We start from the raw sequence: 23,641 nt of genomic DNA, 5'->3' as shown, positions 1-23,641 counted from the left end.
GCTTTTGTGACCAACGGCTTATCAGGCGGCCCGCATGCAAACAGCACAACGGATCATTAAAAATTATCGCCGCAATCGTTTCATCGTCTGCACGGTCTGTGCGCTGATCACGCTTATCCTCACATTGAGTGTCCGATTTATTTCGGAGCGAAATATAAATCAGCACCGCACCGAAACGTTCGCCGCTCACGCCGTAGAGACGCTGGATGAAGTGCTCCGCCCTCTACAGGCCGGGCGCGATCTCCTGCTGCCCCTGGTAGGACAACCCTGCCCGGCCGCGCATTTTCCCCTGCGTAAGCAGGTCGCCAGACTGCAAACCGTGCGTTCCATTGGTCTGGTTCAAAACGGTATTCTCTACTGCTCTAGTATCTTTGGCTCACGCAACGTGCCGATTCACCAGCTACAACCCGATCTGCCCGCGCCGAATAACCTGTTGCTGCTGTCTACCGATCAGTCCCTGCTCAAAGACAGCCCGATTCTGATTCAGTGGTATCCGTCATCGCCTGATGGCAAAAACGGGCTCTTTGAGATCGTCAATATTGATCTTCTGGCGATGATGCTGCTTGAACCGCAACAGCCGCAGATCGCCAGCGCAAGCCTGACGGTCGGCAACCGCCACTTGCTCTATGGTCAGGGGGTGGTGGAGGCGCTACCCGCCCTGAACGGTGAAAAACGTTATCAGCGCGCGTCCCAGCACTTCCCCTTCACCATCAGCGTGACGGGGCCCGGCGCTGGCGAGCTGGCGCTACGCCACCTGCCGACGCAGCTGCCGCTGGCGGTGATGCTGAGTTTACTGGTGGGATACCTTGCCTGGCTGGCAACGGCCAGCAGAATGAGTTTTTCATGGGAGATCAACCTCGCCCTTGCCGCCCGTGAATTTGAACTGTTTTGCCAGCCGCTGTTAAATGCCCGTACGCAGCAATGCGTGGGGGTTGAGATCCTGCTGCGCTGGAATAACCCTCGACAGGGATGGATTTCTCCCGATGTTTTTATCCCTATCGCCGAAGAACACAACCTGATCGCCCCCCTTACCCGCTATGTCATTGCGGAAACCATTCGGCAGCGGCATTTCTTCCCGATGAACAGCCAGTTCCATATCGGCATCAACGTTGCGGCCAGCCATTTTCGTCATGGCATGCTATTAAAAGATCTCAATCATTACTGGTTCAGCGCCCATCCTGTTCAGCAACTTGTGCTTGAGCTGACGGAACGGGATGCCTTACTGGACGTCGATTATCGGCTGATGCGTGAACTTCACCGCAAAGGGGTGAAGCTCGCCATTGATGACTTTGGCACCGGCAACAGTTCGCTGTCATGGCTGGAGAAATTGCGCCCGGACGTGCTGAAGATCGACAAATCATTTACCGCGGCGATCGGTACTGATGCGGTGAACTCCACGGTGACCGATATCATCATCGCGCTGGGGCAAAGACTGAATATTGAACTGGTGGCGGAAGGCGTTGAAACGCGAGAGCAGGCGCAATATTTGCGGGGACACGGCGTTCAGGCGTTGCAGGGATTTCTGTTCGCAAGGCCTATGCCGCTTCACGATTTTCCTCAGTGGCTGGCGGGTAGCGCACCGCCGCCCGCCCGGCATAACGGACACATGACGCCCGTTATGCCGTTTCATTAGATCCCGGTTTTACCGGGGAACGGCGCTTATTCGTCTTCGTGGTGAGCAGGTTGTTCTTTAACAATACGAACCAAATCAACACGGTAGTCGTTCGCTTCGACAATCGTGATATGAAGCGGCGCAACGTCGATAACATCTCCCACCTGCGGGATATGACCGTTTACGGCGATAACCAATCCTGCGACGGTGGCGATGTCTTCCTCATCGTTCACCAGGTTATCGACATCCAGCGCCTGTTGCAGGGCATGCAGATCCGTTCCCCCCTTCACCAGCCAGCCGCCCGCTTCGGTAATGATCTCAGGCGTTTCGTCGGCATCCGGGAACTCACCGGCAATCGCTTCCAGCACGTCCAGCGGCGTAACCAGCCCCTGCACGACGCCAAACTCATTGGTGACGATGACGAAGCTGCCGCGAGCGCGACGCAGGACGCCCAGCAGATTAATCGGGTCCAGCGTTTCCGGGACGACAATCGCTGGTGATTCCGAAGCAATCGCGGCCACATCCACGCCCTCTTCCAGCGCCACCAGCAGTTCTTTCGCGCGAACAATACCGATGATCTCATCCAGTTCGCCGCGACACACCGGGAACAGGCTGTGCGGAGAAGAGAGTAACTGTTCGCGGATTTCATCCACGCTCAGGTCAGCATCCACCCAGCTGATTTCACCGCGAGGCGTCATGATGCCGCGCAGCGAACGGGACGCCAGGGTCAGCACGCCGTTGATCATATAACGCTCTTCTTCAGCAAACGCGCCTTCAGGTACAGGCACCGTCGCCGGGCTGTCAGACTCGTGCTGCGCGCTCGCCTGACGTTTACCGCCCATCAGTCGCAGGATGGCGTCTGCGGTGCGTGCACGCAGCGGTAACGTTGACTGATGGCGAATAAAGTTACGACGCGCAATCTGGTTGAACAATTCGATGACGATTGAGAAACCGATAGCAGCGTACAGATACCCTTTCGGAATATGGAAGCCAAAACCTTCCGCCACCAGGCTCAGACCGATCATCAACAGGAAGCTCAGACAGAGCACTACAACCGTCGGATGCTGGTTGACGAAACGGGTAAGCGGCTTAGACGCCAGCAGCATCACCGCCATCGCAATCACCACGGCAGCCATCATCACCGGCAGATGGTTAACCATACCCACGGCGGTAATTACCGCGTCAAGGGAGAAGACGGCATCAAGGATAACGATCTGCGTTACCACGACCCAGAAACTCGCATAGCCTTTGCCGTGCCCCGAGTCATGCTCGCGGTTTTCCAGGCGCTCATGCAGCTCCGTCGTGGCCTTAAACAGGAGGAAGAGACCCCCGATGAGCATGATCAGATCGCGCCCTGAGAAGGTGAGATCCCAGACGGTGAAGAGCGGTTTCGTTAAAGTCACCATCCACGAAATGATGGACAGCAGGACCAGGCGCATCACCAGCGCCAGCGACAAACCGATAAGACGCGCCTTATCACGCTGCTTTGGCGGCAGCTTGTCAGCCAGAATCGCGATAAAGACCAGGTTATCAATACCCAGAACAATTTCGAGGATAACAAGCGTGAGCAAACCCGCCCAGATTGAGGGGTCCATTAAGAATTCCATGACAAGCTCCTGCTTAAGGAATAGCGAACAGGCGAGAAAGCAATATGCGAATTAAGGTTGCGGCCAAAAGAGCCAGACAGACAGGCCTGATACGGCCTTAAAGTGAAATGACGTCGGTGACGATCCATACGGCGGGCTACTGCCCTATACTCCTTACTAATTAAACGGAAGCTAAACATAACAGAGACAATGTCTTTTTGGCAAAGATTTACCTTCCTTTGCAATGAGATGTTACAGGGATATTTTACACTACGAAATTTCTCTGATGTGAAAGCTAAATTGCGGATCTTCATCACATAAAATATTTTTTTCGCTATCTAAAATAATTCCCGGAAATAACTGTTTTTTCATTATAACCCTTATCTGAATCGATTCGAGTGCGGACGGCGATTCAAAATACATCTGTCACGTTGATGTGTTAACGATAATAAAGGAGGTAGCAAGTGACCATTGCTATTGTTATAGGCACACATGGTTGGGCTGCAGAGCAGTTACTTAAAACAGCAGAAATGCTGTTAGGCGAGCAGGAAAACGTCGGCTGGATCGATTTCGTTCCAGGCGAAAATGCCGAAACGCTGATTGAAAAGTACAACGCTCAGTTGGCAAAACTCGATACCAGCAAAGGCGTGCTGTTTCTCGTTGATACATGGGGAGGCAGTCCATTTAATGCTGCCAGCCGTATTGTCGTCGACAAAGAGCACTATGAAGTCATTGCTGGCGTCAATATTCCGATGCTGGTGGAAACGTTCATGGCCCGCGATGACAATCCGAGCTTTGACGAATTAGTCGCTCTGGCGGTAGAAACCGGTCGTGAAGGCGTGAAAGCGCTGAAAGCGAAACCGGTTGAAAAAGCCGCTCCAGCGCCGGTTGCTGCGCCAAAAGCGGCGGCGCCCGCTAAACCAATGGGACCCAACGATTACATGGTAATCGGTCTCGCCCGTATCGATGACCGTTTGATTCACGGCCAGGTCGCCACCCGCTGGACCAAAGAGACCAACGTCACCCGCATCATCGTCGTGAGTGATGAAGTAGCGGCGGACACCGTACGTAAAACGCTGTTAACACAGGTGGCACCTCCGGGCGTAACGGCGCATGTGGTAGACGTTGCCAAGATGATTCGTGTCTACAACAACCCGAAATACGCAGGCGAACGTGTGATGCTGCTGTTCACCAACCCTACCGATGTGGAACGTATCGTTGAAGGCGGCGTGAAAGTGACTTCCGTAAACATTGGCGGTATGGCTTTCCGTCAGGGTAAAACGCAGGTTAATAACGCCGTTTCCGTCGACGAGACCGATATCGACGCCTTTAAAAAGCTCAACGAACGCGGTATCGAGCTTGAGGTTCGTAAAGTTTCCACCGATCAGAAACTGAAAATGATGGATTTGATTGCCAAAGTGGCGAAATAACCACCCGGCATTTAATTAGCATTCACACTTAAGTCTGTATAGCAATAGGAGAAGTACAATGGAGATTACCACTCTTCAGATTGTGCTGGTGTTCATCGTCGCATGTATCGCGGGTATGGAGTCGGTACTTGATGAATTTCAGTTCCACCGTCCATTGGTGGCCTGTACGCTAATCGGTGCCGTTCTTGGGGACATGAAAACCGGTATTATCATCGGTGGTACCCTGGAAATGATCGCGCTTGGCTGGATGAACATCGGTGCTGCCGTTGCGCCTGATGCCGCGCTGGCTTCCATTATTTCAACCGTGCTGGTTATCGCCGGTCATCAAGGCATTGGCGCAGGTATCGCGCTGGCGATTCCACTGGCGGCCGCAGGTCAGGTGCTGACCATCATCGTACGTACCATCACCGTGGCATTCCAGCACGCGGCGGATAAAGCGGCCGATAGCGGCAACCTGACGGCACTGTCCTGGATCCACGTATCCTCCCTGTTCCTACAGGCAATGCGTATCGCGATTCCGGCGGTTATCGTGGCGATTTCTGTCGGCACCAGCGAAGTTCAGGGCATGCTGAATGCGATCCCGGAAGTCGTGACCAGCGGTCTGAACATCGCCGGCGGCATGATCGTGGTTGTCGGTTACGCAATGGTCATCAACATGATGCGCGCGGGCTATCTGATGCCGTTCTTCTACCTCGGCTTCGTCACTGCGGCATTCACTAACTTCAACCTGGTTGCTCTGGGCGTAATTGGCGCGGTAATGGCCATCCTCTACATCCAGCTGAGCCCGAAATATAACCGCGTAGCCGGTGCGCCAGCTCAGGCTGCTGGTAACAACGATCTCGATAACGAACTGGACTAACAGGTGAACGAAATGGTTGATATGACTAAAACTACCACTGAGAAAAAACTCACTCCGAGTGATATTCGTGGCGTGTTCATCCGTTCTAACCTGTTCCAGGGGTCATGGAACTTCGAACGTATGCAGGCGCTGGGCTTCTGCTTCTCCATGGTGCCGGCGATCAAACGCCTGTACCCGGAAAACAACGACGCGCGTAAACAGGCGATCAGACGTCACCTGGAGTTCTTCAACACCCATCCTTACGTTGCTGCTCCGGTACTGGGCGTTACGCTGGCGATGGAAGAACAGCGCGCCAACGGCGCGGAGATCGACGATGGTGCCATCAACGGTATCAAAGTTGGTCTGATGGGGCCGCTGGCAGGCGTGGGCGACCCGATCTTCTGGGGTACTGTTCGTCCGGTATTCGCCGCGCTGGGCGCGGGTATCGCGATGAGCGGCAGCCTGCTGGGGCCGTTGCTGTTCTTTATTCTGTTTAACCTGGTGCGTCTGGCGACCCGTTACTACGGCGTAGCTTACGGCTACCGTAAAGGCGTCGATATCGTTAAGGATATGGGCGGCGGCTTCCTGCAAAAACTGACTGAGGGGGCGTCAATCCTCGGCCTGTTTGTCATGGGAGCGCTGGTTAACAAGTGGACGCACGTCAATATTCCGCTGGTGGTATCACGCATCACTGACCAGACGGGTAAAGAAAACGTCACCACCGTGCAGACCATTCTCGATCAGTTGATGCCGGGTCTGGTTCCGCTGCTGCTGACCTTCGCCTGCATGTGGCTGTTGCGTAAGAAAGTGAACCCGCTGTGGATCATCGTTGGCTTCTTCGTCATCGGTATCGCCGGTTACGCTTGCGGCCTGCTGGGTCTGTAATTCTGTTGTACACTACCGGGGCCCTTTGGCCCCGGTTTTTTTATCTGGAGGATTAATGACTGTCACGGACCTGGTGCTGGTTCTTTTTATTGTCGCGTTACTGGCTTACGCCATCTACGATCAGTTCATCATGCCCCGCCGTAACGGCCCCACTCTGCTTGCAGTGCCTCTGCTGCGTCGTGGTCGTGTTGATAGCGTTATCTTCGTCGGCCTGGTCGCCATTCTTATCTACAACAACGTTACCAGTCACGGCGCGCAAATTACCACATGGTTATTATGTGCACTGGCGCTGATGGGGTTTTATATTTTTTGGGTTCGCGCCCCCAGGATCATCTTCAAACAGAAAGGTTTTTTCTTCGCCAATGTCTGGATAGAATATAACCGTATTAAAGAGATGAATTTATCGGAAGATGGCGTACTGGTGATGCAATTAGAACAACGGCGCCTGCTTATTCGCGTACGAAATATCGACGATCTGGAAAGAATATATAAGCTTCTTGTTTCATCTCAATGAGTTACAGATATAGCCTGAACTATGTTTTAAGTATATTCGCGATCAAAAAAACATAGCTAAGGCTATATTCATCCCGCCTGATTTGTTATTTATTTTAACGTTTTATTGATAATTAAATCTAAATGAAAATCGTTTTCAATTAGAAGTCAAATAATATTTCTCCATTGTTGTTTTATATTCTCAAAATATGTTAATGTTGCGCCGTCATTTGGGGAGTAGCCGATTTCCAGACTCAGGAAATGTACGTGTCAACATACTCGTTGAAAAACGTGGCGCGTACGGACTGATATCACTCTAGTTTCAGTCAGGCGAGACCATATGCACATCAACTGCTATGCATAGCTTATGAACGCCATGTTCAGGTATGCATGTTCGCTGGGGGCAGTGATGTGTTTTATGGAACCCCGGTCAGGACGCTGTTATGAATATCACCGCAACTGTTCTTCTCGCTTTCGGCATGTCAATGGATGCTTTCGCGGCATCGATTGGTAAAGGCGCCACGCTACACAAACCTAAATTCTCCGAAGCCCTGCGCACCGGCCTTATTTTCGGCGCGGTTGAAACGCTCACCCCGCTGATCGGCTGGGGGTTGGGCATGCTGGCCAGTAAATTCGTGCTGGAATGGAATCACTGGGTTGCGTTCATCCTGCTGGTGTTTCTGGGGATTCGTATGATTATCGAAGGCGTTCGTGGCGGTAATGACGAAGATGACGAGCCGTTACGCCGCCACAGTTTTTGGCTGCTGGTCACTACCGCTATCGCCACCAGCCTGGATGCAATGGCCGTTGGCGTCGGTCTGGCATTCTTGCAGGTGAACATTATTGCGACCGCGCTGGCTATCGGCTGTGCCACGTTAATCATGTCCACGCTGGGCATCATGGTGGGGCGCTTTATCGGCCCGCTGCTCGGCAAACGGGCGGAAATTCTTGGCGGGGCTGTACTTATCGGTATCGGCGCCCAGATCCTCTGGACACACTTCCACGGTTAACGCTCACGTTGCCAGATGTGAAGGCTGAAATCCGTCTGGCAATCAAACTGCTGGCAAGCCGCCAGCCGCTCCCATACGTCAGGTTTTGCACGCCAGGCGAAAGGCGTCATCTGGAGCAACGCAACGGCCTCATTACCGCTCAACCGCATCTCATACCCTAACGCCATACTTTGCTGCAACGTAAACCCTTCAAGCTGCTCAGTATGCGGGGCATGTAAACGCACTTCATCATAAATCAGCCCTTTTAGCGCCATCAGATGGCGCGGCCCCGGCGTAGCGGTGATTACCCAACCACCCGGTTTTACCACTCGCGCTAACTCTTCAGCCTTACAGGGGGCATAAATCCTGACAATCGCATCCATAGAGGCGTCGGCGAAAGGCAGACGATGGCTTGACGCCACACAAAACGTCACCTGCGGATAACGTTTCGCCGCCGCTTTAATGGCGACTTTCGCGACATCCAGACCAAATGTGGTGCCTGACGCCAGCGTTTCGGCGAAGGCATGCGTGTAATACCCTTCACCGCAGCCGATATCCAGAATCGACGTTGCATTTTCGTCCAGCCGTTCAGCAAGTATCCTGACGATGGCATCGCGCAACGGCTGATAATGCCCGGCATCAAGGAATGCCCGACGCGCCTGCATCATTTCGGCGCTGTCGCCCGGGTCCCGTGACCGTTTATGCTGCACGGGCAACAGGTTGACGTATCCCTCTTTCGCCACATCAAACTGATGCCGTTGTGGGCAGATAAAACTGTTTTTCACCTGCGCAAGTGGCTGATGACAAAGGGGACAAGAAAACGACATGACAACTCCGGCCGGTAATTTTAGGGCGCAAGTGTAACGCGAATTGCGCCCCGGGAAAATAACTTACAGCGAGGGGGACGACAGGCGGTTGCCGTGCATCACTAACAGGTGGTCGGAGTCGGCGGGCATACCGTCCGGTTTAACGTTTTCCAGGCGCAGAACATCGCCCATAATCTGGCTGAACACCGGCGCCGACACCGCGCCGCCATAGTAAGATCCGTTTTGCGGATTGTTAATCACAACCACCAGCGCAAATTGCGGATCGCTGGCCGGAGCCACGCCCGCCGTATAGGCCACGTATTTATCGACATACTTACCGTCATCGCCGATTTTCTTCGCCGTACCGGTTTTTACCGCCACGCGATAATCTCTGACTGCGGCTTTGGTTCCTCCCCCGCCGGGGAGCGCGACGCTCTCCATCATATGCTCAACCTGATGCACCAGTTCGGCGGGCATCACACGCGTCCCCACAACGGGCGGATCGATACGCGTAATGGAAAGCGGTCGGTAGATACCAAAACTGCCGATGGTGGCATATACGTGCGCCAACTGGAGCGGCGTCACCATCAGACCGTACCCGAAGGCAAACGTCGCCCGATCCAGATCGCTCCAGTAACGACGCTGCGGCAGTAAGCCGCTGCTCTCCCCGGTGAGTCCCAGTCCCGTAGACTGCCCAAAGCCAAAGCCTTTATACGTATCCAGCAGTCGTTGAACCGGCATAGCGAGCGAGAGACGCGACACGCCGGTATCACTCGATTTTTGCAGGATTCCGGTTAAACTCAGCTCCGGGTAATACCCCACGTCACGAATCCGGTGGCCGTCAAGATTAAACGGATGCGTATCAATCACGCTGTCGGGCTGGACAATGCCCTGCTGAAGCGCCGTCATGATCACCAGCGGCTTGACCGTGGAACCCGGTTCAAAAGTATCGCTGATGGCACGATTGCGAAAATCATCCAGCACGGCGCCTTCCCGGTTATTCGGATTAAAGTCCGGGAAGCTTGCCATCGACAGAATTTCCCCCGTCGCGATGTTGACCAGTACCGCCGCGCCGGACTCCGCTTTGTTCCAGGTGACGGCGTTATCCAGCGCATCCTCCGTCACTGTCTGTAGGCGTTCATCAATACTGAGCTGAAGCTCATGCGCCGGCACAGGATTTGTTTCGGTTATGTTCTCGATGACATGACCAAACTTATCTTTGCGAACAAGGCGGGAACCGGGTTTCCCCGTCAGTTGGGCATTAAAACTTTTCTCAATCCCCTCAATCCCCTGCCCGTCAATGTTGGTAAAGCCAATCAGGTTGGCCGCCACATGCCCTGCCGGATAAAAACGCCGGGACTCTTCACGCAGGTTAATGCCAGGAAGATTGAGCTTATCGATCCATTCGGCCTGCTGCGGCGAAATCTGGCGCGCCAGATAGATAAACCGCCCGGCTGGATTACTGTTTACCCGCTCAGCCAGCGTAGCCAGTGAAAGATGCAGCGTCTGCGCCAGCGCCTGCCAGCGTTGATTATACCCCACGCCGCCTTTACTGACGATCGTCTTCGGATCGGCCCAGACCGCATTGACCGGCACGCTAACGGCTAACGGACGCCCTTCTCTGTCGGTAATCATGCCGCGTGGCGACGCCGTGGTGACCTCACGTAACGAACGCCTGTCCTCTTGTTTAACCAGATTTGTCGGCGTAATGATCTGTAACCACGCCACGCGTCCCAGCAATAACCCCATGCTCAGCAAAATCGCCACGCACAGCAGAACAAAACGGATGGGAGCAAAATTACGCACGGCGCCGTCGCTTTTCTTTTTCACCTGGTCTCCAGCAAGGTCATTTTTCAGGTGATTGATTTAACGGGAATTGACGAGGGAAAGCGGGAAAAACAATGCTACGAACATCGCGGCTTTGCAACAAAGCGCTAACAGAAGTGTATTCAGAAATATTTTGAAGGAACCTGAATTAAAAAGCCCCGCACTGGCGAGGCTTTATATCTGAGGTTGATGCGCCTTGGCGCTTCAAATCAGTGGTGTCGATCAGATAGCTGTTACGTTAACAGCAGCCGGACCTTTCTGGCCGTCCTGAATTTCGAACTCAACGTTCTGGCCTTCAGCCAGAGTTTTGAAGCCGTTACCCTGGATAGCGGAGAAGTGTACGAACACATCTTTGCTGCCATCAGCCGGAGTAATGAAGCCAAAACCTTTAGACTCGTTGAACCACTTAACTTGACCTTTAATCTTTGCCATTTGCAAAATTCCTTAGAGTGTTTTCTTCGCCCGCAGGCATAACATAGATAAAACTGAGACATTACTGCTTGAGGCACTAATATAAGGTTCGGCAGAGAAGCGGTATTCAACGTCAACGTGTTTACTCAGGACTTCTTTACTGAAAATGCCACACATAAACAGAACTGTACCTCGTTTAACCCAAAACGTGTTATCACATACAACGTTAATTATGGCAAGCCATTTTTAAACGTGTCTCGATCAGTCGCACAAATCCAGAGAGATATCAAAGATCAACTGCACAGTTATGCGGCACAGTTCCCGACGATATATTCTCGCTTCTCCAGGCGCCTTTCGACAGGCTTACGCCCGTACAGCGGCTTTTCTACCATAGCTCAATAACTTCGGTTGTTCCAGGTCATGCGTTGATCTTATCGATACGGTAAACAGATATCACTTTTTATGCTTTGTAATGCATAAATTGTCACAACGCAAAAAAACCAATATTGTTTAAAAATGCGAAGTATTCGACCATTTTTCATCCGTTTCACTGATAGCCAATACGTGCTTTGGTTGTGCACCAAAATAATGAAAGAATGATGACAATGCACAAAAAAAGTGAGAGAAACGTTTCGCTATTAATAAAAACGATCGCTATCACAAAAGCGACATAATCACATTATTAGCGTATGGATAAATATATTTAAGGAGAGATTAAGTTAAAGCATTAAATGATCAATGAAATAACAGACCTGGTATACACAGGGTTACATTAATGAAAACAGGATGGGCCTGCCTGAAGGAATGGCTGGCAGACGCGCATCCTGTCTCTGCTTGTCGTTACCGTTCAGCGACCAGACGGATGATATCGTCATCCTCTTCCTGAGGTTTCGCTTCAGACTCGGCCTCAGCGACTTTTTCAGGCTCGTTAGCTTCGCACAGACGGCGTAGCAAGGCATTTTGCCGCTTTTGCTGATCCAGCAGCGCTTCAAGCAGCTCAATCTGCTCATTTGTTCTTGAACTTGCCCGGTTCACAAAAAACCACAGGACCAGCCCGACAATCAGAACCACCACCGATACAATCAAAGACGTAAAAGTCAGTACGCCAGAATTCAGAACTTCGTTCATGTTACCACCTCAATGTAGACGCCGTATTTTACCACTGCTACACGGGAAGGTAATCAACTGTTGTAAAAATGCTATCACCAGGGGATAAATTTATTGATGGCACAAATTCCGTTGAAAAATTGTACATCCTGATCGCACATTATGTTGAACACCTGCGCCCACAGCAGCAGACATACCAACGCAACAATAATCAGGATTACCCACCGAAACTTTTTCACTCCGCTCTCCGCATCCACATCTTATGCCATCAAATTACCACGCGTTATCTAAACCGGAACTAACTGGAGCGATATTATATACTTTTAGGAATGATACACTTGTTTCAGTGGGCGTTCAGGCTACCCTTATTCTAACCAAAAAAAGAAAAGAGGTAGTAATGCGTTTGATCATTCGCGCGATTGTTTTGATTGCTCTGGTATGGATTGGTTTATTGCTCAGTGGCTATGGGGTTCTGATTGGCAGCAAGGAAAACGCCGCCGGTCTGGGTCTGCAATGTCAATATCTGACCGCTCGCGGCACCAGTACAGCGCAATATGTCCATACTGACAGCGGCATCATTGGTCTGTCAGACTGTCCTGTATTCAGAAAAAGCGCCGTGGTGGTCGATAACGGCTAATCTGGCATCACATCCATTCATCTGCATAAATATCAGGCATAACGTGGTTATGCCTTTTTAATGCGTTTTTTAGCAGGAGAAACCTCTCTCCCGCCCCTTTTCAGGGCAATAAAAAAGCCAACAGGTATCTTCTACCGGCTGGCTTCTGAACGCCTCAGGGCACGCTCACCTCAGAATGGATAGTCGTTGTAACCCATCTGCTCAGAGATTTTACGCGCTGCCGTGTGCAGCATAGCGACATACTCATGCAGACGTTCTTCGGAGAAACGCAGCGTCGGGAACGAAATGCTCAGACCGGCGATCACCACGCCAAAACGGTCGAACACAGGCACGCCAATACAGCGCAGACCTTCTTCCTGCTCTTCGTTATCTTCGCCGTACCCCTGCTCGCGCACCTGATCCAGCATCGGCAGTAACGCCTCGGTGCTGGTAATCGTGCGCGCGGTGCTACGTTTGTACTCCACGCCATCCAGTATCTGTTTGACTTCATCACGGTCGCGCCATGCCAGCAGCACTTTACCGATTGCGGTGCTGTACAGCGGGTTACGGCGGCCAATGCGGGAATACATGCGCAAATTGTACATGGAGTCGATTTTATGAATGTAGACAATGCTGTCTTCATCCAGCGCACCGAGGTGAATTGTCTCTTTGGTCAGACGGGAAATTTCACGCATCTGAATATCAGCGCTACGGATCAGATCAACGTTTTGCAGCGCACGGGCGCCCAGCTCAAACAATTTCAGGGTCAGCGAATATTTTTCAGATTCACCTTCCTGCGCGACATAACCCAGCGTTTTCATCGTTTGTAAAAAGCGATAAACGGTGCTTTTTGACATCATGACACGTTGCGACAGCTCGGTGATCCCTATTTCGCGCTCTTCACCCAGCGCTTGCAGAATGCCAAAAACCTTCAGCACAGAAGAAACAGAATCAGGTTGTTTATCCAGATCTGCGATAGCCATTTATCACCTCATTGCGAGTGTTTTATAAAAATCAGAACCGGTTTTTATTATAATTTCACGTCATGGCGGTCGCAATCCATCTTTGCTTACTTAGTTACAAATCTGCGACATAACCCCGCGATATCAATGCTAAAATCATTACTCTGATCATAATCCCCCGAAAGATATTGACTCTCTATGGACAAAATCCAGGCCGATGGCCTGCCATTACCCCAGCGTTACGGCGCCATTTTAACCATCATTATTGGTATCTCGATGGCCGTGCTGGATGGCGCAATCGCGAATGTCGCGCTCCCTACCATTGCAACCGATCTCCAGGCGTCCGCCGCCCGATCGATCTGGGTTGTTAACGCCTACCAAATCGCGATCGTGGTTTCTCTCTTATCGCTCTCATTTCTGGGAGACATGTTCGGCTATCGACGCATCTATAAATACGGCCTGGTCATTTTCCTGTTTTCGTCGCTGTTCTGCGCGCTGTCGGACTCCCTGGAAATGCTGACGCTTGCACGCGTCGCGCAGGGGTTTGGCGGCGCCGCGCTGATGAGCGTGAACACGGCGCTGATCCGGCTTATCTATCCGCAACGCCACCTTGGGCGCGGAATGGGCATCAACTCCTTCATCGTCGCGGTGTCTTCGGCTGCGGGGCCGACCATTGCGGCAGCAATCCTGTCGATAGCGTCATGGAAATGGCTGTTCCTGATTAACGTTCCGTTAGGCATTATCGCATTGCTGTTGGCTATGCGTTTCTTACCCCCAAACAGCGCTCGTAGCGCCAAACCGCGCTTCGACTTGCCCAGCGCAGTGATGAACGCCTTAACCTTCGGCTTGCTGATCACCGCTCTCAGCGGATTCGCACAGGGGCAGCCTTTAACGCTGATTGGCGCAGAACTGGCGGTTATGCTTGTCGTCGGTTTCTTCTTCATTCGCCGCCAGCTCTCACTCCCGGTGCCTTTGTTACCGATTGACTTACTACGCATTCCGCTCTTTTCTCTGTCGATCTGCACCAGTATTTGCTCTTTCTGCGCGCAGATGCTGGCGATGGTTTCCCTTCCCTTCTATCTGCAAACGGTATTGGGGCGTAGCGAAGTCGAGACCGGGTTATTGCTGACGCCCTGGCCGCTGGCGACAATGGTGATGGCGCCGCTGGCGGGCTATTTAATTGAACGGGTTCATGCCGGGCTGCTGGGCGCGTCAGGACTGATAATTATGGCCACAGGACTTTTTGCGCTGATGCTGCTGCCAGCCTCGCCGTCAGATATCAGTATCATCTGGCCGATGATCCTTTGCGGAGCCGGTTTTGGCTTATTCCAGTCGCCCAATAACCACACGATTATCACCTCTGCGCCACGCGATCGCAGCGGAGGGGCCAGCGGGATGCTGGGCACGGCGCGTCTTCTGGGCCAGAGTACCGGCGCAGCGCTGGTTGCGCTCATGTTGAATCAGTTTGCGGACAACGGTACGCATATTTCCCTGATGACGGCGGGCATCCTGGCGACCGTAGCCGCCATTATCAGCGGTTTGCGCATCACTCAACCCCGCTCCGTGGCGTAAAAAAAAGCGCATCATCTGATGCGCTTTTTTAGAATGCCAGGCATACCGCCTTACTTCAGGTACTCGCCGCTACGCAGCGCTTCAATACGCTTATCCAGCGGCGGGTGAGTCATGAACAACTCGCTCAGTGACTTCGACTTGCCGTTGATGCAGAACGCCATCATGCTGTTGGCTTCCTGCGGCTCATAGCTGGTTTTCAGGCGCTGCAACGCGGCAATCATCTTTTCACGGCCGACAAGCTTCGCAGAACCGGCGTCCGCATGGAATTCACGGTGACGTGAGAACCACATGGTGATAATGCTTGCCAGTATTCCGAACACCAGTTCAAGAACCATCGCCACCGCGAAATAGATCATTGGGTTGCCGTTGCTGCTTTCACCCTCATCACGGTTTCCACCGAGGAAGCCCGCGGCGATCTGCGCGATAATACGCGAGATGAAGATCACAAAGGTGTTCACAACCCCCTGAATCAGCGTCATGGTGACCATATCGCCATTAGCGATGTGGCTGATCTCATGCGCGATAACGGCTTCGGCTTCATCCGGGCTCATGTTTTGCAACAAGCCGGTGCTCACCGCAACCAGCGATGCATCACGGCGCGCGCCGGTCGCAAACGCGTTGATATCCGGCGCATGATAGATAGCCACCTGCGGCATAGCGATTCCGGCCTGACGCGCCTGCGTCGCCACCGTGTTCATCAGCCAGCGTTCTCTTTCATTACGCGGTTGCTCAATGACTTCCCCACCCACGGACTTTAACGCCATCCATTTGGACATCAGCAGCGAAATGAAGGAACCACCAAAACCAAACAGCAGCGCCATAATCAGCAAGCCTTGTACGCTGCTTGACTGTATCCCTGTCAGGCTCAGCACCAGCCCGAAAACGACCATCACGGCCAGGTTCGTCAGCAGGAAGAGCGCGATTCGCATCATAATTTTCTTTTAACCTCAACTTAACAAAACGCACTATGCGATACCCACATCGTATGGGTCTTGTGACTATTTTCAAGCATCTGCGGGCGGTAAGTCACCAGAAAGACACAACTTTACATTTTGTTGCATAAGACTGACGGCTTAATGCGCTTGTTAAAAAAACAGGCACAATTTCTTGTGCCTGCTTGACGCTATTTGCTGGTTGCGGGTTGCTCCGCGGGCTTCTCTTTCTCAAGATGCGCCAGATCCAGCGCTATCCGTACCGTTTCATCCAGATACGGATCCGGCTCTTTATAATCCTTCGGCAGATCGTCCAGTTTCTTCAGAAGCGGCTTGCCTTCACGTTTAAACCGATCGTTGATACGCGCCAGACGCAGGGCATCGTCTTCGTTATTCTCTTTTTCGCGCTGGGCGAAATTGAGAGAAGCGATATTACGCTTATCTTTCATCGCGTTAAAACGGGCAATGTCCTTCAGGATGTACTGGAACTCAGGATCGTTCGCGATGCGCGCGTTATGCTCTTTCAGCAGTTCCGGGCCAAACGGCGTTAAATCATCTGACTTCACGTACGTTGCCGCATCAATGCTGTCCCACGGCAAGGCGTTGTCTTCAAACTTCTCGCCGGTTTCCGTCTCTTCATTCCCCGTCGGCATGACGATATCCGGCGTGACGCCTTTACGCTGCGTGCTGCCGCCGTTAACACGGTAGAATTTCTGAATGGTGTACTGCACGGAGCCCAGCGCAGGCCATTCAGGACGCAGCATCTGATCATAAATACGGTTCAGAGAGCGGTACTGCTGTACGGTGCCTTTACCGAAAGTCGGTTCACCGACAATCAATGCGCGACCGTAATCCTGCATCGCTGCGGCAAAAATCTCCGACGCGGATGCGCTGAAGCGATCGACCAGTACCACCAGCGGGCCTTTGTAATACACCACGCCATCGGTATCGGCGTCTTCACGCACTTTACCGTTGTTGTCACGAACCTGAACAACCGGGCCAGACGGGATAAACAGACCGGACAGCGAAACCGCTTCGGTCAGCGCGCCGCCGCCGTTGGTGCGCAGATCGATAACAATGCTGCTCACGTTCTGTTTTTCCAGTTTCTGTAGCTGAACTTTGACGTCATCCGTCAGCCCCACATAGAACCCCGGAATATCCAGCACGCCGACTTTCTTTTTACCGACCGTTTTCACCGTCATTTTAACGGCGCGGTCTTCAAGACGAATGCGTTCGCGCGTCAGCGTAATGGTTCGCGTTTTCGTGCCCTTACCGGCAGGCAGAATTTCAAGACGAACTTTGCTGCCTTTCGGCCCTTTGATCAGCGCCACCACGTCATCAAGACGCCAGCCGATCACATCAACCATTCCTTTCCCCGTCTGGCCTACGCCTACAATGCGATCGCCTACGCTTATCGCCTTGCTTTTTGCCGCCGGGCCGCCGGCAACCATCGAGTTGATGACCGTGTAGTCATCGTCCATTTGCAGAACCGCGCCGATACCTTCCAGAGACAGGCTCATTTCAGTATTGAACTGTTCGGTATTTCGCGGAGAAAGGTAGTTGGTATGCGGGTCGATTTCGCGTGCAAATGCGGTCATTGCCAGTGAGAACACGTCTTCACTGTTGGTTTGCGCCAGACGGCGAATCGCAGATTTGTAACGACGCGTCAGCGTTTCGCGAATTTCTTTATCGTTCTTGCCCGTCAGCTTCAGGCTAAGTTCGTCGAATTTCACCTTGCCATCCCACAACGCGTTCAGCTCAGCCTCATTTTTCGGCCAGGGCGCTTTGCTGCGGTCAAGGTTAAACGTGTCGTTACCGGTGAAATCCATCGGGCGTTCCAGCACGCTTAACGCGTACTGATAACGTTCGAAACGGCGTTTTTGCGCCAGGTTATAGAGGTCATAGAAGACATCCAGTTTTCCTGTACGCAGCTCATCGCCGAGGACAGTTTTGCTTTTCGCAAACTGCTCCACATCACTCGCCAGCAGCACATTGTGGCTGTAGTCGAGCAGATTAAGATAGCGATCGAAAATCTTTGCCGAAAACGCCTGATCCAGATTGAACTGACGATAGTGGGAACGTGTAAAACGCGAAGTCACGCGCTCACTCACGGTCGCATGCTGCGTTTCTTCCTTCAGAACGGGAATTTGATCGGCGCGCGTAATGTCATCGACGGCGAAGGACTGGCCTGCTATTGCAAGCAAGCCAGCTAACGCGGTAAGCCTAAAAAAAGTGTTCATGCCAGGCCTGGCCTCCGTTTCAGAACACCAGGTGTTCTGCGCGTACAATCAAAGACATACCCGAATTCAGCTGCACACGGACGCCATCTTTGGTGACTTCTAATACGGTGGCATCCATCGCATTGTTGCCTGCTTTCACCTTCAGTGACTGCCCTACCGTCAGCGCTGAAATATCAGACACCGGGGTATGCTGTTCTTCGCGTGGTGCGCGTGGTGCTTTAGCCGCCGGTTTTTCAGCGCGAGGAGTACGCGGAGTCGTCTCTTTACGACGTGGCGCAGGACGCGGTTTACGCTCACGGCGCGGAGCGTCTTCTTTTTCGCCTGCCGCAACGGCAGCTTCGCGTTTTTTCGCCTGCTGTTCCGCACGTTGCGCCTGGACGCGTGCTTTCGCTTCTTCAAGCTGCTTACGCGCATGTTCAACGTGCTGCTCATCCAGCTCACCGCAAGGGTTGCCGTCGAGATCGACACGCGTTGCGCCCGGCTTAACGCCATACAGGTAACGCCAGCTTGAAGTATAAAGACGTAAAGCGGAACGAAGTTGTGTCTTGCTGAGGTTCATTTCGCCCTCAACACGCTCTACCAGATCCTGAAAAATGCCAATTTTCAGCGGGCGCGCTTCGCCTTCCGCACTAAAACACTGTGGAAAACGTTCGGCCAGAAACGCGATAACTTCTTTACTGCTATTCAACTTAGGTTGATTTTCCATGAAATTTCCTGATTACAACGGACGTAGCCAACAAGCCGCAGGCATGAACAGGCGTCATTATAATGACGCCATCAGTAATTGCTACGTTATCCGTTGATTATCCTGCAACGGTCGCAAAGAATTTTTTGTAATCCGTCGTTGCAAGCACGGTTTCAAGCCGCGCGACAAGCTCACGCAGGCCTTGCTCATCCTCTTCGGTAAAGCGGCCAAATACCGTGCTATCAATGTCCAGCACGCCGATTATCTGATTGTCTACCGTCAGAGGCAGCACAATTTCAGCATTGCTGGCGCTATCGCAGGCGATGTGTCCGTCAAACGCATGAACGTCCTCGATGCGCTGCACCTGGTTCTGCGCGACCGCCGTACCACAGACGCCGCGTCCAACCGGGATCCGCACACAGGCGAGTTTCCCCTGGAACGGCCCCAGCACCAGCGTGTCGTTTTCCAGCAGATAGAACCCCGCCCAGTTGACGCCCGAAAGGCGCTCAAACAGCAGAGCGCTGGTATTTGCCAGGGTAGCGAGAAAACTGGTTTCACCTGCCATTACTGCCTGAAAGTCGCGGTTAAGATCCGCGTATAGCTCTGTTTTGCTCATTATATAGTCACTTAGTTGTCTTACTCTAAAACTACAGCCTATTAAAATAAGCATTAAATGCGTTAATGCTCAAGATCATTCCCGTCATGAGTTAAGATTACATTAATCTAACACTTTGATTCACGATACATGGCCCTGAACACCCCGCGACTCACGCCAACAAAGAGAATAACGGTCTGGTCTATCAGTGAAGCGTTGCCCCGCGCCCATTATCAGCGCTGTCCCCAATGCGACATGTTGTTTAGCCTGCCGAAAATGCAATCGCACCAGAGCGCATATTGCCCACGTTGCCAGGCCAAAATTCGCGATGGACGCGACTGGTCGCTGACGCGTCTGGCGGCGCTGGCCGTTACGATGCTGCTGCTGATGCCCTTTGCCTGGGGCGAACCGCTATTGCGTATCTGGCTGTTAGGGGTGCGTATTGACGCCAACGTGATGCAGGGCATCTGGCAGATGACCAAGCAAGGCGATCCGCTTACGGCCGCCATGGTGCTCTTTTGCGTGGCAGGCGCGCCGTTAATTCTGGTCACCGCCATCGCTTATCTATGGTTCGGTAATATTCTCGGCATGAATCTGCGTCCGGTATTGCTGATGCTGGAGAGGCTCAAAGAGTGGGTGATGCTCGACATTTATCTGGTCGGCATTGGGGTCGCCTCGATCAAAGTGCAGGATTACGCCTTCCTGCAACCCGGCCTGGGGCTTTACGCCTTTGTGGCGCTGGTGATCCTCAGTATTCTGACGTTGTCGCATCTCAATGTAGAGCAACTCTGGGAGCGCTTTTACCCACAACGCCCCGCCCGACGCCCGGACGAAAAACTTCGCGTCTGTCTCGGATGCCACTTCACCGGTTATCCTGACTCACGGGGACGTTGCCCCCGTTGCCATATCCCGCTACGCCTGCGCAGAAATCAGAGCATACAGAAATGCTGGGCGGCGCTGCTGGCCTCTGTCGTCCTGCTGCTGCCCGCAAACCTGATGCCGATATCCATTATTTATGTGAATGGCGGGCGTCAGGAGGACACGATTTTATCGGGCATTATGTCGCTGGCGAACAGCAATATCGCCGTGGCGGCCGTGGTCTTTATCGCCAGTATTCTGGTGCCATTTACCAAAGTTATTGTGATGTTTACACTGCTGCTCAGCATCCATTTCAAATGTGAGCAAGGGCTGCGTACGCGCATCCTGCTGCTGCGGATGGTGACCTGGATCGGCCGTTGGTCCATGCTGGATCTCTTTGTTATTTCGTTAACGATGTCGCTGATTAATCGCGATCAGATACTCGCTTTTACTATGGGACCGGCTGCGTTTTATTTCGGCGCAGCGGTAATATTGACTATTCTTGCAGTGGAATGGCTGGATAGCCGCTTACTTTGGGATGCACATGAGTCAGGAAACGCCTGCTTCGCCGACTGAAGCGCAGATAAAAACAAAACGTCGTATTTCCCCTTTTTGGCTGCTGCCGTTTATCGCATTGATGATCGCAGGCTGGCTGATTTGGGGAAGTTATGAAGATCGCGGCAACACCGTGACGATCGACTTTATGTCGGCGGATGGCATTGTTCCGGGCCGGACGCCTGTGCGCTATCAGGGCGTTGAAGTAGGTACGGTACAGGACATCAGCCTGAGTAAAGACCTGCGCAAGATAGAAGTGCGCGTCAGCATTAAGTCAAACATGAAAGATGCCTTGCGCGAGGAGACCCAGTTCTGGCTGGTGACGCCAAAAGCGTCGCTGGCGGGCGTTTCGGGTCTGGACGCGCTGGTCGGCGGGAACTATATCGGCATGATGCCCGGCAAAGGGGCCGAGAAAGATCACTTTGTCGCGCTTGATACCCAGCCGAAATACCGTCTGGACAACGGCGACCTGATGATCCATCTTCACGCGCCTGACCTCGGCTCTCTTAACAGCGGGTCGCTGGTCTATTTCCGCAAAATTCCGGTGGGTCGGGTATACGACTATGCCATCAATCCCAACAAACAGGGCGTCACCATTGACGTACTGATTGAGCGTCGGTTCACCAGCCTGGTGAAAAAAGGCAGCCGTTTCTGGAATGTCTCCGGCGTCAATGCGGATGTCAGCCTTAGCGGCGCGAAGGTGAAGCTGGAGAGTCTGGCGGCGCTGGTAAATGGCGCAATCGCGTTTGACTCGCCCGACGATTCGCAGCCTGCAACCGCAGATGACGCATTTGGCCTCTACGAAGATTTAGCCCATAGCCAGCGCGGCGTCATCGTCAAACTTGAACTTCCCGGCGGCGACGGCCTGAAAGCCGACTCCACGCCGCTGATGTATCAGGGGCTTGAAGTGGGCGAGCTCACCAAATTAACGCTCAACCCCGGCGGGAAAGTCACGGGCGAAATGACGGTTGACCCCAGCGTGGTAACACTCCTGCGTGATAAGACGCGTATTGAGCTGCGCAGTCCAAAGCTGTCGCTGAGCGATGCCAGTATCAGTTCGCTTTTGACCGGCAAAACGTTTGAACTGGTGCCAGGCGAAGGCGAACCGCGCAGTGAATTCGTCGTGGTGCCTGGCGAAGAAGCCCTGCTCCATGAACCAAATGCGCTGACGTTAACCCTGACCGCCCCGGAAAGCTACGGTATTGACGCCGGTCAACCGCTGGTTCTGCATGGCGTGCAGGTGGGCCAGGTCATTGAACGTAAGTTATCCAGTAAAGGCGTTGCGTTCACGGTGGCTATCGATCCGCAACATCGCGCCCTGATTCAGGGTGACAGCAAATTTGTGGTCAACAGTCGCGTGGATATCAAAGTCGGTCTCGACGGCGTGGAGTTTCTCGGCGCCAGCGCCAGCGAGTGGGTGAGCGGCGGCATTCGTATTTTGCCCGGCACAAAAGGCGAAATGAAATCCACCTACCCGCTGTACGCCAATCTGGAAAAGGCCGTGGAAAACAGCCTCAGCGACCTCCCCACGACCACGGTGAGCCTCACTGCTGAAACGCTCCCGGATGTACAAACGGGGTCAGTGGTGCTGTACCGTAAGTTTGAGGTAGGTGAAGTGATCACCGTGCGCCCACGCGCTAACGCCTTTGATATCGATCTGCATATCAAACCGGAATACCGCAACCTGTTAACCAGCAACAGCGTATTCTGGGCGGAAGGCGGGGCGAAGGTACAGCTTAACGGCAGCGGCCTGACCGTGCAGGCCTCTCCCCTGTCGCGTGCGCTGAAAGGCGCTATCAGTTTCGATAACCTGAGCGGCGCAAGCGCCAGCCAGCGTAAAGGCGACAAACGAATACTCTACGCCTCGGAAACCGCCGCCCGCGCGGTGGGTGGGCAAATCACCCTACACGCCTTTGACGCCGGTAAACTCGCGGCGGGTATGCCGATTCGTTATCTCGGCATCGACATCGGCCAGATCCAGACGCTGGAGCTGATTACCGCGCGCAATGAGGTTCAGGCGAAAGCGGTGCTCTACCCGGAGTATGTCCAGACCTTTGCCCGAAGCGGTACGCGTTTCTCGGTGATCACGCCGCAAATCTCCGCCGCGGGCGTGGAGCATCTCGATACGATTTTGCAGCCCTACATTAACGTGGAGCCCGGACGCGGCAATCCGCGTCGTGATTTCGAATTGCAGGAAGCAACCATTTCCGACTCGCGCTATCTCGATGGTCTGAGCATCGTCGTGGAAGCTCCTGAGGCAGGTTCGCTGAACATCGGCACGCCAGTGCTGTTCAGAGGTATCGAAGTGGGCACGGTAACGGGCATGACGTTGGGTTCGCTGTCTGACCGCGTGATGATTGCCATGCGCATCAGCCAGCGTTATCAGCATCTGGTGCGTAATAACTCCGTCTTCTGGCTGGCCTCCGGCTACAGTCTGGACTTTGGCCTGACCGGCGGCGTGGTGAAAACCGGCACCTTCAATCAATTCATTCGCGGCGGCATCGCGTTTGCAACCCCGCCAGGGACGCCGCTGGCGCCGAAAGCACAGGCGGGTAAACACTTCCTGCTGCTGGAAAGCGAACCGAAAGAGTGGCGCGAATGGGGCACCGCCCTGCCACGTTAACTCCCCCGCTCCGGCGTGCT

The 23,641-nt window shown here is 53.2% G+C and carries 23 protein-coding genes; 10 read left to right on the top strand and 13 right to left on the bottom strand.

Going from position 1 to position 23,641, the window contains the following annotated elements; all coding sequences use genetic code 11:
* Window positions 1-34 precede the first annotated feature (34 nt).
* Window positions 35-1,633 (top strand): cyclic di-3',5'-guanosine monophosphate phosphodiesterase PdeD, encoded by a 1,599-nt coding sequence (gene pdeD / locus OGV82_RS14915; protein WP_047463236.1) that lies wholly within the window; start codon window positions 35-37, stop codon window positions 1,631-1,633.
* Between the two features lie 26 nt (window positions 1,634-1,659).
* On the opposite strand, the gene yoaE is transcribed toward pdeD, so the two are convergent.
* Both yoaE and OGV82_RS23010 read right to left on the bottom strand, forming a co-directional pair.
* Window positions 1,660-3,219, bottom strand: a complete 1,560-nt coding sequence (gene yoaE / locus OGV82_RS14910; RefSeq protein ID WP_047463233.1) for a CNNM family cation transport protein YoaE — start codon at window positions 3,217-3,219, stop codon at window positions 1,660-1,662.
* Window positions 3,207-3,347, bottom strand: a complete 141-nt coding sequence (locus OGV82_RS23010) for a protein YoaL (RefSeq protein WP_371320444.1) — start codon at window positions 3,345-3,347, stop codon at window positions 3,207-3,209. The genes yoaE and OGV82_RS23010 overlap by 13 nt, the downstream gene beginning before the upstream one ends.
* Window positions 3,348-3,662: 315 nt before the next feature.
* Here OGV82_RS23010 and manX point away from each other — a divergent pair, with 315 nt between their 5' ends.
* From manX to mntP, 5 genes are all read left to right on the top strand, one after another.
* Window positions 3,663-4,628, top strand: a complete 966-nt coding sequence (gene manX / locus OGV82_RS14905) for a PTS mannose transporter subunit IIAB (protein WP_047463231.1) — start codon at window positions 3,663-3,665, stop codon at window positions 4,626-4,628.
* A 58-nt stretch (window positions 4,629-4,686) separates the two neighbouring features.
* Window positions 4,687-5,487: a PTS mannose transporter subunit IIC gene (manY, locus tag OGV82_RS14900; protein WP_012132054.1), complete on the top strand. Its 801-nt coding sequence runs from the start codon at window positions 4,687-4,689 to the stop codon at window positions 5,485-5,487.
* Between the two features lie 12 nt (window positions 5,488-5,499).
* The gene (gene manZ, locus OGV82_RS14895; RefSeq protein WP_012132053.1) at window positions 5,500-6,351 is read left to right on the top strand and encodes a PTS mannose transporter subunit IID; all 852 of its coding nucleotides are present in this window, start codon (window positions 5,500-5,502) and stop codon (window positions 6,349-6,351) included.
* Between the two features lie 55 nt (window positions 6,352-6,406).
* Complete coding sequence (locus OGV82_RS14890) at window positions 6,407-6,865, top strand: DUF986 family protein (protein WP_012132052.1); 459 nt, start codon at window positions 6,407-6,409, stop codon at window positions 6,863-6,865.
* A gap of 421 nt (window positions 6,866-7,286) precedes the next feature.
* Entirely contained in the window at window positions 7,287-7,853 is a 567-nt protein-coding gene (gene mntP / locus OGV82_RS14885; protein ID WP_012132050.1) for a manganese efflux pump MntP, read from the top strand.
* Here the strand turns inward: mntP and rlmA are convergent.
* From rlmA to mgrB, 6 genes are all read right to left on the bottom strand, one after another.
* Window positions 7,850-8,659 carry a 23S rRNA (guanine(745)-N(1))-methyltransferase gene (gene rlmA, locus OGV82_RS14880; protein ID WP_047463228.1) on the bottom strand — a complete coding sequence of 270 codons (810 nt, stop codon included), beginning with the start codon at window positions 8,657-8,659 and terminating at the stop codon, window positions 7,850-7,852. The two genes, mntP and rlmA, sit on opposite strands and share 4 nt — an antisense overlap.
* A gap of 63 nt (window positions 8,660-8,722) precedes the next feature.
* A complete protein-coding gene (ftsI2, locus tag OGV82_RS14875) occupies window positions 8,723-10,468 on the bottom strand; it encodes a peptidoglycan DD-transpeptidase FtsI2/PBP3(PARA) (RefSeq protein ID WP_047463226.1) in 1,746 nt (581 codons plus the stop codon).
* Window positions 10,469-10,687: 219 nt separating this feature from the next.
* Window positions 10,688-10,897: a transcription antiterminator/RNA stability regulator CspE gene (gene cspE / locus OGV82_RS14870; RefSeq protein ID WP_001062678.1), complete on the bottom strand. Its 210-nt coding sequence runs from the start codon at window positions 10,895-10,897 to the stop codon at window positions 10,688-10,690.
* A 12-nt stretch (window positions 10,898-10,909) separates the two neighbouring features.
* The gene (locus tag OGV82_RS14865; RefSeq protein ID WP_001537930.1) at window positions 10,910-11,053 is read right to left on the bottom strand and encodes a DUF2627 domain-containing protein; all 144 of its coding nucleotides are present in this window, start codon (window positions 11,051-11,053) and stop codon (window positions 10,910-10,912) included.
* Between the two features lie 663 nt (window positions 11,054-11,716).
* On the bottom strand, window positions 11,717-12,004 hold the full coding sequence (locus tag OGV82_RS14860; RefSeq protein ID WP_012132046.1) for a YebO family protein: 288 nt from the start codon (window positions 12,002-12,004) through the stop codon (window positions 11,717-11,719).
* Between the two features lie 74 nt (window positions 12,005-12,078).
* A complete protein-coding gene (gene mgrB / locus OGV82_RS14855; RefSeq protein ID WP_024130265.1) occupies window positions 12,079-12,222 on the bottom strand; it encodes a PhoP/PhoQ regulatory lipoprotein MgrB in 144 nt (47 codons plus the stop codon).
* A 158-nt stretch (window positions 12,223-12,380) separates the two neighbouring features.
* On the opposite strand from mgrB, the gene OGV82_RS14850 reads away from it, so the two are divergent.
* Entirely contained in the window at window positions 12,381-12,620 is a 240-nt protein-coding gene (locus OGV82_RS14850; protein WP_024130264.1) for a YobH family protein, read from the top strand.
* Window positions 12,621-12,790: 170 nt separating this feature from the next.
* Here OGV82_RS14850 and kdgR read toward each other — a convergent pair whose 3' ends face one another.
* Window positions 12,791-13,582: a DNA-binding transcriptional regulator KdgR gene (kdgR, locus tag OGV82_RS14845; RefSeq protein WP_012132042.1), complete on the bottom strand. Its 792-nt coding sequence runs from the start codon at window positions 13,580-13,582 to the stop codon at window positions 12,791-12,793.
* Window positions 13,583-13,759: 177 nt separating this feature from the next.
* On the opposite strand from kdgR, the gene OGV82_RS14840 reads away from it, so the two are divergent.
* Window positions 13,760-15,133 carry an MFS transporter gene (locus tag OGV82_RS14840; RefSeq protein ID WP_047463223.1) on the top strand — a complete coding sequence of 458 codons (1,374 nt, stop codon included), beginning with the start codon at window positions 13,760-13,762 and terminating at the stop codon, window positions 15,131-15,133.
* A gap of 50 nt (window positions 15,134-15,183) precedes the next feature.
* On the opposite strand, the gene htpX is transcribed toward OGV82_RS14840, so the two are convergent.
* From htpX to msrC, 4 genes are all read right to left on the bottom strand, one after another.
* Complete coding sequence (gene htpX, locus OGV82_RS14835; protein WP_012132039.1) at window positions 15,184-16,065, bottom strand: protease HtpX; 882 nt, start codon at window positions 16,063-16,065, stop codon at window positions 15,184-15,186.
* A gap of 191 nt (window positions 16,066-16,256) precedes the next feature.
* The gene (prc, locus tag OGV82_RS14830; RefSeq protein ID WP_047463221.1) at window positions 16,257-18,305 is read right to left on the bottom strand and encodes a carboxy terminal-processing peptidase; all 2,049 of its coding nucleotides are present in this window, start codon (window positions 18,303-18,305) and stop codon (window positions 16,257-16,259) included.
* A gap of 19 nt (window positions 18,306-18,324) precedes the next feature.
* On the bottom strand, window positions 18,325-19,011 hold the full coding sequence (proQ, locus tag OGV82_RS14825) for an RNA chaperone ProQ (RefSeq protein ID WP_047463219.1): 687 nt from the start codon (window positions 19,009-19,011) through the stop codon (window positions 18,325-18,327).
* A 97-nt stretch (window positions 19,012-19,108) separates the two neighbouring features.
* Window positions 19,109-19,606, bottom strand: coding sequence for a free L-methionine (R)-S-oxide reductase MsrC (gene msrC, locus OGV82_RS14820; RefSeq protein ID WP_012132036.1), 498 nt, complete (start codon window positions 19,604-19,606; stop codon window positions 19,109-19,111).
* A gap of 129 nt (window positions 19,607-19,735) precedes the next feature.
* Between msrC and yebS the strand changes: the two genes are divergently transcribed.
* Window positions 19,736-21,019: a membrane integrity lipid transport subunit YebS gene (gene yebS / locus OGV82_RS14815; RefSeq protein WP_047463217.1), complete on the top strand. Its 1,284-nt coding sequence runs from the start codon at window positions 19,736-19,738 to the stop codon at window positions 21,017-21,019.
* On the top strand, window positions 20,988-23,621 hold the full coding sequence (locus OGV82_RS14810; RefSeq protein ID WP_101744126.1) for a PqiB family protein: 2,634 nt from the start codon (window positions 20,988-20,990) through the stop codon (window positions 23,619-23,621). The genes yebS and OGV82_RS14810 overlap by 32 nt, the downstream gene beginning before the upstream one ends.
* Window positions 23,622-23,641: the final 20 nt, after the last annotated feature.

Source organism: Citrobacter sp. CK191 (genome assembly GCF_030333435.1).
In the GTDB taxonomy this organism is placed as follows: Bacteria; Pseudomonadota; Gammaproteobacteria; order Enterobacterales; family Enterobacteriaceae; genus Citrobacter_B; species Citrobacter_B koseri.
This window is presented reverse-complemented; position numbering and strand designations above follow the sequence as displayed.

Excerpts from the sequence above, each read along its gene's own strand:
- yoaE (WP_047463233.1), bottom strand. The coding sequence starts at position 3,219 with ATGGAATTCTTAATGGACCCCTCAATCTGGGCGGGTTTGCTCACGCTT.
- rlmA (WP_047463228.1), bottom strand. The coding sequence starts at position 8,659 with ATGTCGTTTTCTTGTCCCCTTTGTCATCAGCCACTTGCGCAGGTGAAA.
- kdgR (WP_012132042.1), bottom strand. The coding sequence starts at position 13,582 with ATGGCTATCGCAGATCTGGATAAACAACCTGATTCTGTTTCTTCTGTG.
- proQ (WP_047463219.1), bottom strand. The coding sequence starts at position 19,011 with ATGGAAAATCAACCTAAGTTGAATAGCAGTAAAGAAGTTATCGCGTTT.
- pdeD (WP_047463236.1), top strand. The coding sequence starts at position 35 with ATGCAAACAGCACAACGGATCATTAAAAATTATCGCCGCAATCGTTTC.
- OGV82_RS14840 (WP_047463223.1), top strand. The coding sequence starts at position 13,760 with ATGGACAAAATCCAGGCCGATGGCCTGCCATTACCCCAGCGTTACGGC.
- mntP (WP_012132050.1), top strand. The coding sequence starts at position 7,287 with ATGAATATCACCGCAACTGTTCTTCTCGCTTTCGGCATGTCAATGGAT.
- manZ (WP_012132053.1), top strand. The coding sequence starts at position 5,500 with ATGGTTGATATGACTAAAACTACCACTGAGAAAAAACTCACTCCGAGT.
- OGV82_RS14810 (WP_101744126.1), top strand. The coding sequence starts at position 20,988 with ATGAGTCAGGAAACGCCTGCTTCGCCGACTGAAGCGCAGATAAAAACA.
- OGV82_RS23010 (WP_371320444.1), bottom strand. The coding sequence starts at position 3,347 with ATGGATCGTCACCGACGTCATTTCACTTTAAGGCCGTATCAGGCCTGT.
- OGV82_RS14860 (WP_012132046.1), bottom strand. The coding sequence starts at position 12,004 with ATGAACGAAGTTCTGAATTCTGGCGTACTGACTTTTACGTCTTTGATT.
- htpX (WP_012132039.1), bottom strand. The coding sequence starts at position 16,065 with ATGATGCGAATCGCGCTCTTCCTGCTGACGAACCTGGCCGTGATGGTC.
- msrC (WP_012132036.1), bottom strand. The coding sequence starts at position 19,606 with ATGAGCAAAACAGAGCTATACGCGGATCTTAACCGCGACTTTCAGGCA.
- OGV82_RS14850 (WP_024130264.1), top strand. The coding sequence starts at position 12,381 with ATGCGTTTGATCATTCGCGCGATTGTTTTGATTGCTCTGGTATGGATT.
- prc (WP_047463221.1), bottom strand. The coding sequence starts at position 18,305 with ATGAACACTTTTTTTAGGCTTACCGCGTTAGCTGGCTTGCTTGCAATA.
- OGV82_RS14890 (WP_012132052.1), top strand. The coding sequence starts at position 6,407 with ATGACTGTCACGGACCTGGTGCTGGTTCTTTTTATTGTCGCGTTACTG.
- cspE (WP_001062678.1), bottom strand. The coding sequence starts at position 10,897 with ATGGCAAAGATTAAAGGTCAAGTTAAGTGGTTCAACGAGTCTAAAGGT.
- OGV82_RS14865 (WP_001537930.1), bottom strand. The coding sequence starts at position 11,053 with ATGTGTGGCATTTTCAGTAAAGAAGTCCTGAGTAAACACGTTGACGTT.
- yebS (WP_047463217.1), top strand. The coding sequence starts at position 19,736 with ATGGCCCTGAACACCCCGCGACTCACGCCAACAAAGAGAATAACGGTC.
- manY (WP_012132054.1), top strand. The coding sequence starts at position 4,687 with ATGGAGATTACCACTCTTCAGATTGTGCTGGTGTTCATCGTCGCATGT.